15 protein-coding genes are annotated in these 16,008 nt (G+C 47.6%); 8 read left to right on the top strand and 7 right to left on the bottom strand.

The window, feature by feature from the left end; genetic code table 11:
• Nucleotides 1-28 precede the first annotated feature (28 nt).
• From SFV55_RS12780 to SFV55_RS12760, 5 genes are all read right to left on the bottom strand, one after another.
• Complete coding sequence (locus tag SFV55_RS12780; RefSeq protein ID WP_320029896.1) at nt 29-949, bottom strand: HipA domain-containing protein; 921 nt, start codon at nt 947-949, stop codon at nt 29-31.
• Nucleotides 950-997: 48 nt separating this feature from the next.
• Nucleotides 998-1,312: a HipA N-terminal domain-containing protein gene (locus SFV55_RS12775; RefSeq protein ID WP_320029895.1), complete on the bottom strand. Its 315-nt coding sequence runs from the start codon at nt 1,310-1,312 to the stop codon at nt 998-1,000.
• The gene (locus SFV55_RS12770) at nt 1,309-1,545 is read right to left on the bottom strand and encodes a helix-turn-helix transcriptional regulator (protein ID WP_320029894.1); all 237 of its coding nucleotides are present in this window, start codon (nt 1,543-1,545) and stop codon (nt 1,309-1,311) included. The genes SFV55_RS12775 and SFV55_RS12770 overlap by 4 nt, the downstream gene beginning before the upstream one ends.
• Nucleotides 1,546-1,705: 160 nt before the next feature.
• Entirely contained in the window at nt 1,706-2,218 is a 513-nt protein-coding gene (locus SFV55_RS12765; protein WP_320029893.1) for a hypothetical protein, read from the bottom strand.
• A gap of 54 nt (nt 2,219-2,272) precedes the next feature.
• Nucleotides 2,273-2,482, bottom strand: a complete 210-nt coding sequence (locus tag SFV55_RS12760; RefSeq protein ID WP_320029892.1) for a hypothetical protein — start codon at nt 2,480-2,482, stop codon at nt 2,273-2,275.
• Nucleotides 2,483-2,580: 98 nt separating this feature from the next.
• On the opposite strand from SFV55_RS12760, the gene SFV55_RS12755 reads away from it, so the two are divergent.
• The 8 genes from SFV55_RS12755 (at nt 2,581) to SFV55_RS12720 (ending at nt 14,276) form a co-directional block, all read left to right on the top strand.
• On the top strand, nt 2,581-3,294 hold the full coding sequence (locus tag SFV55_RS12755; protein WP_320029891.1) for a response regulator transcription factor: 714 nt from the start codon (nt 2,581-2,583) through the stop codon (nt 3,292-3,294).
• Nucleotides 3,295-3,478: 184 nt separating this feature from the next.
• Nucleotides 3,479-4,798: an alginate export family protein gene (locus tag SFV55_RS12750; protein WP_320029890.1), complete on the top strand. Its 1,320-nt coding sequence runs from the start codon at nt 3,479-3,481 to the stop codon at nt 4,796-4,798.
• Nucleotides 4,799-4,985: 187 nt separating this feature from the next.
• Complete coding sequence (locus SFV55_RS12745) at nt 4,986-6,365, top strand: CmpA/NrtA family ABC transporter substrate-binding protein (protein ID WP_320029889.1); 1,380 nt, start codon at nt 4,986-4,988, stop codon at nt 6,363-6,365.
• A gap of 71 nt (nt 6,366-6,436) precedes the next feature.
• Entirely contained in the window at nt 6,437-7,441 is a 1,005-nt protein-coding gene (locus SFV55_RS12740) for an ABC transporter permease (protein WP_320029888.1), read from the top strand.
• A gap of 50 nt (nt 7,442-7,491) precedes the next feature.
• The gene (locus SFV55_RS12735) at nt 7,492-8,352 is read left to right on the top strand and encodes an ABC transporter ATP-binding protein (RefSeq protein ID WP_320029887.1); all 861 of its coding nucleotides are present in this window, start codon (nt 7,492-7,494) and stop codon (nt 8,350-8,352) included.
• Nucleotides 8,353-8,379: 27 nt separating this feature from the next.
• Nucleotides 8,380-9,192 (top strand): ABC transporter ATP-binding protein, encoded by an 813-nt coding sequence (locus tag SFV55_RS12730; RefSeq protein ID WP_320029886.1) that lies wholly within the window; start codon nt 8,380-8,382, stop codon nt 9,190-9,192.
• A 73-nt stretch (nt 9,193-9,265) separates the two neighbouring features.
• Complete coding sequence (locus tag SFV55_RS12725) at nt 9,266-12,883, top strand: molybdopterin-dependent oxidoreductase (RefSeq protein WP_320029885.1); 3,618 nt, start codon at nt 9,266-9,268, stop codon at nt 12,881-12,883.
• Complete coding sequence (locus SFV55_RS12720) at nt 12,828-14,276, top strand: rubredoxin (RefSeq protein WP_320029884.1); 1,449 nt, start codon at nt 12,828-12,830, stop codon at nt 14,274-14,276. Before SFV55_RS12725 ends, SFV55_RS12720 begins: the two co-directional genes overlap by 56 nt.
• Nucleotides 14,277-14,295: 19 nt before the next feature.
• Here SFV55_RS12720 and SFV55_RS12715 read toward each other — a convergent pair whose 3' ends face one another.
• Together SFV55_RS12715 and tatC are read right to left on the bottom strand one after the other, a co-directional pair.
• Nucleotides 14,296-14,745, bottom strand: a complete 450-nt coding sequence (locus SFV55_RS12715; protein WP_320029883.1) for a hypothetical protein — start codon at nt 14,743-14,745, stop codon at nt 14,296-14,298.
• Nucleotides 14,746-14,871: 126 nt separating this feature from the next.
• Nucleotides 14,872-15,738, bottom strand: a complete 867-nt coding sequence (gene tatC / locus SFV55_RS12710) for a twin-arginine translocase subunit TatC (protein WP_320029882.1) — start codon at nt 15,736-15,738, stop codon at nt 14,872-14,874.
• Nucleotides 15,739-16,008: the final 270 nt, after the last annotated feature.

Genomic DNA, 16,008 nt, shown 5'->3' with positions numbered 1-16,008 from the left:
CCTAATCTGTTCCTACCCCGAGCTGCAATCATTGCTTAATGTTCAAGCGATCCATCTGCTGCAGGAGCAAATCTCGATATGCAAGTTTTGAAGTTTCAGAAAGAAAAGAGTTATTAAGTTCGAGCAACGCGAGTTGAAGTTTTTGTTGGAAGCGCCCGATGATGTTTTCAAAAGATTTTTTGGAAAGTTGGATGGTTTCTGCAAAAGTCTCAAAGTCTTTCATCTTAATCCGGCTTTTTTTACCATTTATATTTAGCGCTGTCTCTTCAGTATCTTGGGGGATGATTAGTTTGGTTGCTACCAAGTCATAAGCTGGAGCAAGGCCAACTATACCTTCATGATTGGTTAGAAGTGAATAGTTTTTTAAGTGCATGTCTGCATTTCCAATCAGCCAGGAAAAAACAACAAGCTCGGTAAAATAAGCCAGATCAAGCCCTGGGTTGCTAGAATAATCACGGATTACTTTGGCAATTTGTTCAACGGAGCCTCGGTATTTGTATTCAGTGAGTCGTTCAGTAAGTTGGCACATATCCTCAAGCGCAAGTTTTTTATTCTTTTCCCGGTCAATACGGCGGGTTAGGTAAGCCAACTCTCCAGTTTTTAACCGTATCAAACTAAACGGCACTGTTTTAATTCCAAATATTTGAGCAAGACGCATACTTGCATGCTCATTTTCAACGAGTTCAGGATGTTGTGTAGTGGGAGGTTTTAACAGGTAGTTACCCCATAATCCGACTAAAGTTAAACGATGGACGCCTTGTTGAACATCTTTTTCGAAGGCCAGGGAAAGTTTAGGTTGTACTCCAGTTACAGCGATACTTTTTTGCACAATCAATTTAGCCAATTCATGCAAATCATTTAAGCTGTAATCCAGCATAGGAGCTTGAGGGCTACCAAAAAATGCTTTACTGCACTTGGTATGGTAATCTCCGTCAGATGCTGGTTCCATAGATTTTAAACAGTATAAACATTGCTTCATCGTATCTCATTTAGTCGCCTATTCAGAAATAATACCCACTGCGCCGATACAATCTCTACAGCACGCTAGCAATAGTCCCATTCGGTCTCGCGAATTAATTTTCCAGTACTGCTCTGCAATATCGAGTAGCCAACCTTCAGGAATCAGGCCGTCGAAAAAAGGGATAATGGTGTTAGAGGTATAAACTTTTTCCTGGACGGGCAAAGTCAGGCTCACGGGTTGAGTGTTTTCACTTTGAACGTATTCAGTTAAATATTGAAAATGAAAACCGTGTTCATCTTCCCATACTCGACCTACAGGCTTGTCAAACAAGGTTACTTTGGCACTTCTCATTGGTCATGGTTTGCTTGCTCATTGGTATACTTTTCTCGTTTGGACTCTATTGGAGCCAATTCATGCCCAAACATGGAGAGGAGCTGATTGACTTTATCCATCTTCAAGGTTGTTTTTCCTTGTTCGACCTCGCGTACAAACCGTAGTCCCAGGCCTGCTCGTTCTGCTAGTTCTTGTTGGGTTAAGCCAAGTTTTTTGCGGCGCTCTTTTACAAATTTGGAAAGAGTAGACATTTTATACCTTTTGGGGTATAAAGATAGTGAAAAATAATAAAAAAGAACTGATCGGGTACAAAAATAAGAGTATCTAATCTAAAAATCCCGATCGGGTATGTTTTTAGTTTTATTTAATTAAAATTTTGATCTTTTAACCAATTGTGTTGGTGTTTCAACCTTACCGTTCACTGATCCACCAGTCGAAAGTTTTACTTAACTTCCATTGGCCATTAATTTTTTCGTACAACATTTTCCCGCCTTTCCCACCTAGTAAACAGTTACAATCTTCAGTTATTTCAATAACCAACTTTTGTCTGTCGATTGAGATTAGTGGAAATGAAAGATGGTCAATTATACCTTTGTCGCAAGTAGAATCAACTTCAACTAAATGAAACGATTTCCGACCAGAAGAATACCCTTTTAGCTTGTTGGGTTGAATGATGAAGCCTTTGTGAAGTAATTTTTGTTGTTTGATGAGTGTTTTGTCTTGTTCGGTAAAGACCTTGGCGTATTCGCCATACAAAGGTAAGTTCTTAAATTTCCAACATAAACGGTGAATCCGAAGGCTATCAGCAACAATGATCTCATTGAGAATGGTGTAGACTTCAGCCTCCGTCAAATCTAGGTCCGACTGACAAGCACATAGGAGCAGCATTGATGACATCCAAAAGTAAAGCACCGTTTTTGCCATGATTGGATAGGTTTAATATGCAAGTCTGCTAAGGTTGTTAGTTTGGTCCGAAAATCATCCTCGCCACTTTAACTCAAGATTCAAATCTTCCATCAAGGTATTCAATTGTTGTAAAAAATCATCCCGAAGGGGATTGAAATTATCCAAGGCATTTTCATCAGGCTCTTCAAAGGATGGATGAAAAAGGATTAGTTCATCGACTTTCTGAATCTGTTCAAGTGTTGACGTGATTTCCAGCATGAGGTCTTCATGTTTTGCTTTCATGATACCAGTAACAACATTGATACGCTATTAATTCCTTGCACTTTTATAAAAATCAAAAATTAAGTACATTTACGCAGTTTTACTCACAACCACTACCTATGTCAACTTCTGCATCCATCCGCGTTGTCCTCGCCGACGATCATGAGCTCATCCGCGACGGCATCAAGTCCCTGCTTGAAGACATCAAAGGTATTGAAGTAGTGGGCGAAGCCGCCGATGGGGCCGAAGCCCTGGATGTAGTGGCTGAACAAAAGCCCGACCTACTGATCGTCGACATCCGTATGCCCAACAAAAACGGCATCGAAGCCGTACGCGAATTAACTGCGCGGGGCGACAAAACCCGCGCCCTGGTACTCTCCATGCACGATTCTGAAGACTACGTACTCCAATCCGTCGAAGCCGGAGCCTATGGCTACATCCTCAAGGGTGCCGCCAAAGACGAATTCCTCAAAGCCATCCGCAGCATTTACCAGGGTGAAAAGTACTTCAGTGGCGATATTTCCCAAATCATTGTGAATAAGTACTTAGAAAAATTACAAGGTCGCCCCTCAACTCCTCCACTTATCACTCCTTCCACTCCCGCCGAATCGGAATCCACCGAAAGCAACGGCAATCAACCCATCTTTTTGACCAAAAGAGAAATTCAAATCCTCAAACTGGCCATTTCCGGCCTCAGCAACAACGAAATCGCCGATCAACTGGACAAGAGTGTCCGTACCGTAGAAGCCCACCGCTACAACCTGATGAAAAAACTCAAGGCAAAAAACCTCATGGAACTCTCCCTCAAAGCCCGTGAACTCAAGCTTTTTTGAAATTACTTAATTTTAGTACTTAATTTTTACGTAGTTTTCTTGCAAACCTAAGTATCTATTTCTATCTTTGTCTCACCAACTACTTAATGGTGTTCAGGCAATCACTTTGCTTGTACCATTGGCATGCAGACCGCAGGAACTAGACAAACACTCACTTTTAACCAAGCAAGTAAACACAAAAACGATGAAAAAACATTACTTAACCAAATGGGTAGCGGTCTGTTTCCTAGTAATTATAGGTAGCCAATTGAGCGCCCAATCCACCTTCACCCTCAAAGCCGAGGTACGTCCGCGTAGCGAATACCGCCATGGCTTCAAAAAATTAATCAATCCGGATTTACAAAATGCGGCCTTCTTTACGGACCAGCGTACCCGTTTGATGGCTACGTACTCCGCCCCCAAGTACGACTTCATGGTTTCATACCAAGATGTGCGCATCTGGGGCGAAGAAGCCCAGATTTACAAGCCTACCGTAGGTTCCGGTTCCGCTTTTGCATCCGTAAATCAAGCCTGGGCCAACTTGAAGTTTTCCAAAAAAACGGCACTGAAAGTAGGGCGTCAGGAATGGGACTACGACAATGCACGCATCCTGGGCAACCTGGCGTGGGCCCAACAAAGCCGTAGCCACGATGGGGCGCTGCTTGTGCTAAAAGACTCCGTCCAACAGTTTCACTTCGGGGCAGCCTACAACCAGGATGGCAAAACGCCTGAGCAAGCCAAACTGTTAGAGACTTTCTACAATGTAACGGGCAACTACAAAACCCTACAATTTTTGTGGTACCACCGCGACTTCAAAAAAGGTGCCCTTTCCCTATTGGCACTCAACAATGGCCAACAAGCCAAGGACAGCAGCAATTATTTTACCCAAACCCTGGGGGGAATTGGCAGCATCAAGCTGAAAAAACTCAAACTGGAAGCTGAAGCCTATTTCCAAACCGGAAAAGAAACAGCGGGCAAAGACGTTAACGCCTGGCTTCTGGCTGCCTCTTTGACTGCTCCAGTGGGCAAAAAAGGCAATGTCATCGCTGGTGTTGACTACCTCTCGGGTTCTTCTCTGGATGATGCAGCTAGTCAAAACAACTCCTTCAATCCACTGTACGGTACCCACCACAAGTTTTATGGTTACATGGATTATTTCTACGTCGGCAATGCTTCAGCTCAAATGAGTCGGACGATTGGACTGATTGATCCTTACCTGCGCTTGAATGTACCAGTGGGCAAAAAATCGATGTTGCAAGTTACTGGCCACCAGTTCTTCTCACCCGTAGACCTGTACAAGGTACCCGAACAAAAAACAACCAAGCTAAGCAGCAGCCTGGGCACCGAGATCGACCTGGTACTCAGTGCAGCCATTACACCTGACATCAAAATCGAGACGGGTTACTCCCAATTGTTCGCTACCGAATCGATGGCCAAAATCAAGGGTGGTGACTACAAAGCCGTACAAAACTGGGCCTATTGTATGATCACCTTTAGCCCAACCTTACTCATCAGCAAACTATAAACTCTGCTGTCTAAAAACTCCGCCAACCCACGGATTTATCCGCAAGAATGGGTGTGCATGTGAAGTGTGATTGTGTGGGTGTGTTCGCCTTCCACCGTCTAAAAACTCCGCCAACCCACGGATTTATCCGTGGGAGGCCACCATAAAAAACCAACCCATGGCTTTAGCCGTGGGAAAAAGAAAAAACATGAAAAACTTACTTTATCTCCTTAGCCTCATCTCTTTCTCCCTGCTCTACAGCTGTGGAGGCAATTCCAGCAGCGAAAGCAGCGCTGCCACCAGCACCGATGTACCCGAAGCAGTGGAAAAACCCGAATTGACCCTGGGTTTCATCAAACTGACTGACATGGCCCCGCTGGCCATCGCCAAAGAAAAGGGCTTTTTTGAAGAAGAAGGCCTGTATGTTACCCTCGAAGCGCAAGCCAACTGGAAAGTACTGCTCGACCGCGTAGTGGCGGGTGAATTGGACGGTGCCCATATGTTGGCAGGTCAGCCTATTGGCGCTTCGGTTGGTTTTGGCACCAGCGCCGAAGTGGTAACCCCGGTAAGTCTTGACCTGAATGGCAACGGCATTACCGTATCCAATGAAATTTGGAAACAAATGAAGGCCAATCTCCCCATGGAAGGAGGCAAACCCAAACACCCCATTGCCGCCACTGCCCTCAAACCCATCGTGGATCAATACAAAAAGAATGGCAAGGCATTCAACTTGGGCGTGGTATTCCCGGTATCTACCCACAATTACGAATTTCGCTACTGGTTGGCCGCAGGGGGTATCCACCCGGGCTTCTACACCAAAGACAACATCACTGGAACTGTTGATGGCGACGTGATCATCTCTGTAACCCCGCCGCCACAAATGCCTGCCACCATGGAAGCAGGCACCATTCTGGGCTATTGTGTTGGCGAACCCTGGAATCAGCAAGCCGTGTTCAAAGGCATAGGGGTGCCCGTAGTAACCGACCTGGAGATCTGGAAAAACAACCCTGAGAAGGTATTTGGGGTAACCAAAGCATTTGCGGATGCCAATCCCAAAACCCTTGTAGCCCTCACCAAAGCCATCATCCGAGCCTGCAAATGGCTGGATGAAAACAATGGTGCCAACCGCGCCGAGGCCGTAAAAATCCTGGCCAAAGCAGAATACGTAGGCGCTGACGAAGCCGTAATCGCCAACAGTATGACCGGAACTTTCGAATATGAAAAAGGTGACAAACGTGCCTTACCTGATTTCAATGTATTCTTCCGCTACAACGCAACCTATCCATTTTACAGCGATTGCATCTGGTACCTGACCCAAATGCGCCGCTGGGGCCAAATTACCGAACCCAAAACAAATGACTGGTACCTGGAAACGGCCAAAAAAATCTACCTGCCCGAGGTTTGGCAACAAGCTGCGGAACAACTGGTCGCCGAGGGCAAACTGGATGCCAAAGACCTGCCAGATACCGACGGATTTAAAGCACCCACCAAAGAGTTCATCGATGGCATTGAATACGATGGAAAAAATCCGATTGCGTATTTGAACAAGCTGAAAATTGGCATTAAAGATCAAACCGCTTCAAAATAGTTTAGGAGTTGAGGGTTGAGAAGTTTAGACTTCTCAACTCCTCAACTTTTCAACTCCTCAACTTATTAACCATGAAATCCAAAACCATCCACCTCCTTCACCTCACCGGCCTCACCTGGGCAGTGCCTTTTGTTCGCCTCTTTACGGGTGATGATGCAAAAGAACAATTGCTCCAAATCTGGAGGCTAGTCGGAATGCCCGCTGCTGCCATCCTTGGATTTTTGCTATTCTGGCAGTTGGCGGCACAACAGATCAATACCAGTCTGGGCACCCTGCCCGGCCCTTATCAGGTCAGCCAACAGGCTGGGGTATTGTGGAAAGAACATTGGGTAGAGCGCAAAAAAGCGACCGAATTTTACGCCCGCCAGGATGCACGGATTGCCAGCATCAAGGCAGCAAATCCAGCTGCAAATACCAAAAAAATGACCTATACAGGCAAACCTACCTACCTGGATCAAATTTTAACCAGCCTCAAAACCGTATTTGTAGGTTTCCTTTTTGCCTCCTTTTTAGCCCTACCCATCGGGGTGATTTGTGGGGCCAACAAAAACATCATGACGGCGCTCAATCCGATTATCCAGGTGTTGAAGCCCGTTTCCCCGCTCGCCTGGTTGCCCATCGTTACGATGATCGTGAGTGCAGTATATGTAGGCAACAATGGGGTACTATCGAAGTCCTTCATCATATCAGCGGTTACCGTGGCAATGTGTTCACTTTGGGCTACCCTGATCAATACCGCAGTTGGTGTAGCCTCAGTGAATAAAGATTACCTCAACGTTGCACAAGTACTACAGTTGTCGCCCAGCAAACGCATTTTTAAGGTCGTGTTGCCAGCGACTTTACCGATGATTTTTACGGGCCTGCGCATTACCCTCGGAGTGGGCTGGATGGTTTTGATTGCCGCAGAAATGATGGCCCAAAACCCCGGCCTGGGCAAATTCATCTGGGACGAGTTCCAAAACGGCTCCAGCGACTCCATTGCCCGCATCATGGTGGCCGTTTTGACCATCGGCGTCATTGGTTATGCTCTGGATCGTTTGATGGTCTCTTTGCAAAAATTGGTATCATTTGAATAACCAGTGGATCGTAATCATCATTCATCGTTCATATCTCATCATTAAAAAAGATGTTGCAACTCAAAAACATCCACAAATACTACGGGGAAGGCCGCCAACGCAGCGAGGTGTTGCACAACATCAACCTTGACCTGAACGAAGGGGAGTTTGTAGCCATCGTTGGATACTCTGGCAGCGGCAAAACTACCCTGGTGAAACTCCTGGCCGGTTTGATTACACCGGACCAAGGGGAAGTGTTGTACAAAGGCCAACGCATCAATGGCCCCAGTCATGAGCGGGGAATGGTGTTCCAAAACTACTCCCTCCTGCCCTGGTTGAGTGTATTCAAAAACATCGACCTGGGGGTAGCTCAAGTTTTTCCCCAATGGAATAAAAAACAGCGCGAAGAACACGTGCTGCGCTATGTCAATATGGTAAACCTGAGCCACGCCACCCACAAACTTCCCGCCGAACTCTCCGGGGGGATGCGCCAAAGGGTGGCCGTAGCCCGGGCACTTGCCATGGAACCCGAAGTACTCCTGATGGATGAGCCCCTTAGTGCCCTGGATGCTCTGACCCGGGCCAAACTCCAGGAAGAAATTCTCAAAATCTGGAACGAAAACCGCCGTACCGCTCTACTCATTACCAACGATGTGGACGAGGGTATCTTGATGGCGGATCGCATTATTCCACTTAACCCCGGGCCCCGCGCTACGCTTGGACCTGGCTTTAAGGTGGACCTGGAGCGTCCCCGCATCAAGACTCAACTCAACCACATGCCGGAATACAAAAGGCTACGCAACGACATCATCGAATACTTGCTGGATACAGGTGCGGAGTCGAAGCGGAATCAGGAGGTGGAGCAGGAAAGGCGCTTACCGGATGTGCAACCAATTCTGCCGAAGTCGGCGTTTTCGCTGGCATTCCGGTAAAAATTTTCAACCTCTAAAGTGAAAGACATGAGTGCTGCTCTTCTTCAAAATATAGTTGACACTGTATCAAAGGCTACCGTTCTCGAATGCCGCGACTTAACCAAGGCCTACCCCATGCCCAAAGGCCAGTCCTACGTTGTGCTGGAAAACCTGCAACTGAGCATCACCCAAGGCGAATTCATTTCCATCATCGGGCATTCCGGTTGTGGAAAATCGACCTTATTGAGCATGATTGCAGGATTAAATCCCATCTCAGGGGGAAGCATTTTACTCAATGGAGCCCCCATCAAAGGGCCTGGGCCAGATCGTGGGGTCATTTTCCAGTCTCCAAGCCTTTTGCCCTGGATGAGCGCCCTGGAAAATGTATTGCTGGGTGTCAATCAGGTTTTTTCGCACGAGTCCAAATCCACCCGCCACGACATCGCCGCCTACTACCTCAGCCGGGTAGGATTGGGAAGTTCACTGGACAAAAAAGCCAAAGACCTTTCCCAGGGCATGCAACAACGTGTGGGTATTGCCCGCGCTTTTGCCATCAAGCCCGCCATATTGTTGCTGGACGAGCCATTTGGTATGTTGGACTCCCTCACCCGGGCCGAGTTGCAAGACATTTTGCTGGAGGTTTGGAATCGGGAAAAAATCACCGCTGTCATGATTACCCACGATGTGGATGAGGCCATCTTTTTATCCGATCGTGTAATCATGATGACGAGTGGCCCCCGTGCCCAGATTGGCGACGTACTCAACATACACCTCGAACGCCCCCGCGAACGCAAAGCGGTCCTTGAACACCCCGATTTTTATGATTTCCGGGGGCATTTGATTGCATTTTTAGAGGGATAAATGGCCATTGGGCATCAAAAAATTCCTGAATTTTGAATTGCCTCTTTGATTTCTATTGCTAACCTTGCAAACGATGAAGCAGCAAGCATACAAATCTACCTGTTCGTACTGCGGTGTGGGTTGTGGAATTGTGGTAAAAAAAGACGCCCGTGGCCGCTTGAAGGTGGAAGGAGATCCTGATCACCCGGTCAACCGGGGTATGTTGTGCTCAAAGGGGATGAACTTGCACTACGTCGTTCAGGATCAATCCGATCGTTTGTTGTATCCGGAAATGCGCTGGAGCCGCAACCACCCACTGGAGCGCGTCACCTGGGATACCGCCATGGATCGCGCCGCCGCGGTGTTCAAATCCATAATCCAAAAACACGGCCCAGACAGCGTCGCTTTTTACGTATCCGGCCAGTGCCTCACCGAAGAATATTACCTCGTCAATAAACTGGTTAAAGGGTTTATCGGCACCAATAACCTGGATACGAATTCGCGGCTCTGCATGAGTTCTGCGGTGGCTGCCTACACCAAAACCTTTGGGGAAGACTCGGTACCTGTGGCTTATGCCGATATTGAGCTGGCAGATTGTTTTATGATTGCGGGAGCCAATCCGGCCTGGTGCCATCCCATCTTGTTTCGCCGCCTGGAACAACACAAAGAACAAAATCCACAAGTCAAAATCATTGTGGTTGACCCCCGTAAAACCCAAAGCTGTTCCATCGCCGACCTACACCTACAAATCAAACCAGGCACCGATGTAGTCTTGTACAACGCCATTGGCCGCCGTTTGATTGAAACCAACCATGCCGATCAATTTTTTGTCAATCAACATACCGAAGGATTTGCCCATTACCGCCGCATGGTGATGGACACGCCCCTGCGCAAAGCCGCCGAAATCTGTGGCATCGAGCTGGAAGACATCAAAAAAGCCGCCAAATACATCGGCGATGCCAAGGCTTACCTCAGCATGTGGACGATGGGCTTAAACCAAAGTGCAATCGGGGTGGATAAAAATACCGCGCTGATCAACCTTAACCTCCTTACCGGGCAAGTGGGCCGACCTGGCGCTGGTCCCTTTTCTCTCACAGGACAACCCAATGCCATGGGCGGAAGAGAGGTCGGGGGCCTGGCGACCATGCTAGCCGCACACCGCTCCCTACAAGACCCAGCCCAACGCCAGGAAGTTGCGGATTTTTGGGGAGTGCCCAGCATCTCAGAAAAGCCTGGCCGAACGGCCACAGAAATATTCAAGGGCCTGGCGGATGGAAGCATCAAAGCTGTTTGGATCATGTGCACCAACCCCATGGTGAGTTTGCCCAATTTGAATGAGGTGGAAAAAGGCTTGAAAAATGCTCGTTTTGTAGTCGTGCAAGACATTTCCCGACGCGCCGACACCCTGGCTTACGCCGATTTGGTGTTGCCTGCCGCCGCCTGGCTGGAAAAAGAAGGGACCATGACCAACTCGGAGCGCCGCATCAGTCTTTTGCCCAAAGCCATAGATCCACCGGGTGAAGCTTTGCCCGACGCCGAAATTCTCCTGCGCTTTGCCCGCAAAATGGGTTTTCACGGTTTTGATTACCGCCAGATCGGTGAAGTGTATGATGAGCACTGCCGTTTGACCAAAAATACCAATCTGGACATTTCAGGCCTCAGTCACGAACGCTTGCAAAGGGAGGGGACCTTCCAATGGCCCGTGCCAGCTAGTGACCATCCGGGCACCAGTCGTTTGTTTGAAGATTTTCGCTTTTTTACCAAGAACAACAAGGCGAAATTCAACCTGCCACAGCAGATGTACAATACGAGTGAAAAACCCAGCGCGGAATTTCCACTCATCCTCACCACCGGTCGCGTCCGTGATCAGTGGCATACCATGACCAAAACCGGGAAAGTCAACCGCCTGTTGACCCACATCAATGCACCTTTTTTGGAGATACATCCACAGGATGCCAGCTTCCGTGGGTTGGCTGATGGGGATACCGCAATGGTTAAAAATGACCGTGGCGAAGTACAAGTTACCGTAAAATGTACAGAAGACATTCGCCCGGGTGCGGTGTTTTTGCCGATACACTGGGGCAAAATTCTGGAAAGCCCCTTGGGGCGGTGCAACAACCTGACCAGTGATTTGGTAGATCCGGTTTCCAAAGAGCCAGATTTTAAATTTTCTACCGTTCAGGTCAGCCAATACGTCAAACCTTTCCAGAAAATCCTTGTCATCGGGGCGGGGGCGGCGGCCTATCGTTTTATCCAAAGTTACCGCGAAAAAAACCATAAGGATGAAATCCACGTCTTTTCGCGAGAGCCACATGCCTTTTACAACCGGGTGTTATTGCCCGAATATGTGAGTGAGCACCTGGAATGGGAACAGCTGCTCAAAATGCGGGATGGAGAAATTGAAAGATTGGGCATCCGGCTCCACCTGGGGATAGGTGTTGACAAAATTGATCCGCTGCTCAAAACCATCACCGACTCAAATGGGCAAATTCACGGCTACGACGCCCTGATTATGGCCACGGGTAGTCGGCCCATTGTGCCTCGGGAAGTTCCACTCAGTTTACCTGGCGTGTTCACCATGCGTTCCCGCCAGGATGCTGATAAGCTCAAGAGCTATCTCGAAGAAAGTGGCTTGCCTCGCGAAAACCAACACGTAGCCATCGTCGGAGGTGGTTTGTTGGGCTTGGAATTAGCCGCTGCACTGCGCAACATCAACGTAAAAATCACCCTCATTCAACGGGCTGCCCGCCTGATGGAACGCCAGTTGGACACCATCGGTAGCCGGCTTTTGGCGGAAGATGTGATGGAACGCGACATTCAGATTTATTTTGACAATGAAGTACATACCATTACTTCCGACACTTCGACTCCGCTCAGTAACCGGTCGCTGAGCGAAGCCGAAGCATCGACTGGAGTAATTGTCAACCTCAAAAGTGGCCGAACCATCCAATGTACCGCCATCGTCTACGCCATTGGAACCATCCCCAATATCGATTTGGCGAAAAATGCCGGAATCCGTTGTGGAAAAGGAGTTGTGGTCAACGATTACCTGCAAACCAGCGACCCACACATTTTTGCTATGGGCGAAATCGCTGAATTCAAAGGCGAATTGTATGGCATCACTGCTGCTGCCGAGCAACAAGCCGATGTACTGGCCAATTACCTCAACGGCAATCTGAGCAGCCGCTACAATGGTTCGGTGCTGATGAACATCCTCAAGTTTGAAGACTTACACCTGTGCAGCGTGGGCGACATCTATTGCCCGGAGGATGACTGGGACTACGAGCAAATCGTGTTCACCGACCTGAGTCGACGGTATTACAAAAAATGTGTCGTTTACAAAGATCGACTAGTTGGAGCTATTTTGATTGGTGACAAAGCCGAGTTTGCCGAATTCAAAGCCTTGATTGAGGACAAAATTGAATTGTCGGAAAAACGGCAGGAGTTGTTGCGCGGAAAAAATCAGGGTGCTCCGGTACAAGGCAAATTGGTGTGCTCTTGCAACCAAGTGGGTGAAGGTAATTTATATGCTGCCATCCAAAACGGGTGCAAGGATTTTAAAACCCTTTGCAAATCCACTGGAGCAGGAATGGGTTGTGGCAGTTGCAAACCCGAAGTAAAAGCGGTATTGGATCAAGTTTTAAACCAAACGTCTCATGCGACAGAACCTACAGCGCATTCTGGTAAAAGGGGGAGTGCTCTCGCCCAGTGAGCTGAAACAAATCGTAGAGTTGGCTGAACTAGCCGGGCTGGACGCCTTGATGTTTGGTTCCCGTCAGGATATTCTGTTGCCCACCGATCAGGATTTGAGCAGCATCGCCCAGGATTTTCCGCAGTTGAGCATCGAAAATCTATCCGCCAATGTGTACCAAAATATCCTCTGCTCCTACGTATCGGCGGATATCTTTCCGGGTACGGCCTGGTTGAGCAGTGCGATGTATCTCTACGTACTGGAACAGTTTGCTGAACCCCAAAAACTGGAGATCAACATCACTGATCCCAAACAACGCCTGGTACCCCTATTCACCGGACACCTCAATTTTATCGCTTCCAGCATTGAGGACTACTGGCATTTTTACGTGCGTTTGCCTCATTGGACCAAACCTGAAGCTTTCCCTGTACTGATTTATTCCTGGGACATGGCGCGCATCGCTAAGGCCATTGAGAATCTACAGGAAAACATTCCTGATATACCTGGCTTGTTCAATTACCTCAATCGGACTTTGGAGACCAATAGCCGGGTACCCCAAGAGCCATTGCAATTGCCCACTTACAGCTTCCCTTATTACGAAGGGATGAATCGTTTTAACGTGGATCAATATTGGTTAGGGCTGTATTGGCGCAACAATCGTTATGATTTGAATTTCCTGAAAGCCATGTGTGACTTGTGCTTTGAGTGCAAAATTGGCAAAATTTGCATCACGCCCTGGAAGTCTTTCATTGTCAAGGGTATTCACCAGCGGTATGAAATGGCCTGGCAAAAACTACTCGGGCGTTTCGGGATCAACGAACGCCATTCATCCCTGGAAATGAACTGGCACATTCCCGCTAGCGACGACGAGGCCATGGATCTCAAACGTTTCATCGTGCGCAATTTTGACCAAAATGACATCAGCACCTATGGCCTGACTTTTGGGATCACCAGCACATACAGCATCAATTTTACCTCCATTTTGATCCAACGCAACCCCCAACCACGAGTCGTGCAGCATTTTCAGGTACGCCCAACTTACAACGTGCTTTATGCCAAAAACTTCGACCCAAATACCCTGGAATACCTGACTTATGCGCAGGATGTGGATAAGATTGAATTGCCTGGTTTGCTCATGGAATTGAGCCGCTTGTACTTTGATGGATTGGGGGCGGTAGCCAAGGAGAACAAACCGCTGGTAGCTCCTAAACCCCTATTGCCAGCACATGCCATTTCCGATAATGAGGCTTACCAATGCCCCAATTGTTTGTCGGTTTACGATGGTCGTTATGGCGATGCTTTAAGGGGAATCCCGGCAGGCGTAACTTTTGCGGGGCTGCCTGAGGATTATGTTTGTGGGGTATGTGAGACCGAGAAGAGGGCGTTTGTGGCGTTGAGTACAGCAGAGGTTTAATCTTCTGAAATTAGAGCGTTTACAGCTTCAACAAGCGCTCTTTCAAGCCCGGATTGTCCTCGAAAAAAGAATAAAACCGGCTCGGGCTGGGTATAAAGGCAATACTCTTACCAAAACTCCCTTTACCTTTCAAATGTAGGGTACCTACCGAAAACAACATTAGAGAAGTAGTGGTAATGCCCTCAACCTCACTAAAAGGGTAGCGCACATTTTTAAAATAATTGGTTACGTATACTCCTTCCTGACCTACCTCTATCCTTTTGAGGCGCATCAAGGTGAAGGCCAAAAAGAGGGTTCCTGAAATAAACACAAACAACATTACCAGCTTCACAGACATAGAAGAAGTATTGCCAATGCCTGCAAATTTGCTCAGCAAAATAGCCACTGTTGTACCACCCATAAACACAATCCAGAAAATGGGTAGCACAATTTTGTACACCAGGGTAAGGTTACTCGAAATACGTTCCATTCGATTGAAAGTTGAGGAGTTGAGAGGTTGAGGAGTTGAGAGGTTGAGGCTACCGCAGCGACTTGTACAAGGATATTGCCCAAGCCGCTGCGGTAGCCTCAACTTCTCAAACGCTCAACTTCTCAACTATGAAGGGGTTACTGCTTTTGAAGGTTCATCATCGTCATCATCCCGAGGCGCAACCCTTTTTGCAATGATGATGCTCACTTCGTACAAGGCATATAGCGGTATTGTCACCAGCATTTGTGATACCACATCAGGAGGAGTGATGATTGCCGCTACCACCAGAATCACCACAATGGCTTGTCGCCGGAAAGCGCGCATATCCGTGGCTGTTAGGAGGCCAATTCGAGCCAAAATATACACCACCACTGGCAACTCAAATACCACTCCAAGTGGCAAAGTGAACATCACCATGTAGTTGATGTACGAGTTGAGTGTTGGCACGTTGGTTACCCCGGGAATGGTATAGCCGATCAAAAAGTTGATGGCGAAAGGTGCCATCAAAAAATACCCAAAAACGACACCCAACAAAAACAGAAAAGAGCAAATGAACACTGCTCCAGAGGCTGCTTTTTGCTCTTTGGGCAACAAACCTGGGCTCACAAAGCGCCAAACCTCCCACAGTACATAGGGTGCAGCCAGGACCAAACCCACCACAAAAGAAACCCACATACTGGTCACGAAGGGTTCAGCAAAACCAATGGTTTGCAAATTGACCTCAGTAGCCGCAAAACACATGGTATCACCCAAACCAAGGCTCTTTGAAAAAGAACAAAGTGCCCGATAAGTGATGAAATCCTGTTTGGAAGGGCCAAAAATCAACACATTGAACATCCATTCCTGTTTGATGAACAAGACTATCCCAAAAACAGAAATAACTGACAATGAACGGATGATGTGCCAACGCAACTCCTCCAGGTGGTCCAGAAAAGACATTTCTTTACCCACCTTTTTTTCTTCCTGATCTACGTCAACTTGATCCAAAGGCATGATGGCGCTATTTTACGCAGTAAGTAGAATTTGTGCTCCCGTGTACCAGTTCCCATTTGATGTGGGCTAGGCACTAATGCCAAAACAGTTTTACACTGCAACTGGTTTATACCACAATCGGGGACAAATGTATAAAATACTGTCATTTCCTGTACGTTCTGTTATATCTTCGCACATATTTTACCGACAAAAAAACCGTACCATGTTTGGACTTGAAAACATGTTTGGCGATATGGAGGCCCAACAAAAGGCCATGCGCGAAAAACTGGC

It is taken from the genome of Haliscomenobacter sp., from assembly GCF_033763495.1.
Taxonomy (GTDB): Bacteria; Bacteroidota; Bacteroidia; order Chitinophagales; family Saprospiraceae; genus Haliscomenobacter.
This window is presented reverse-complemented; position numbering and strand designations above follow the sequence as displayed.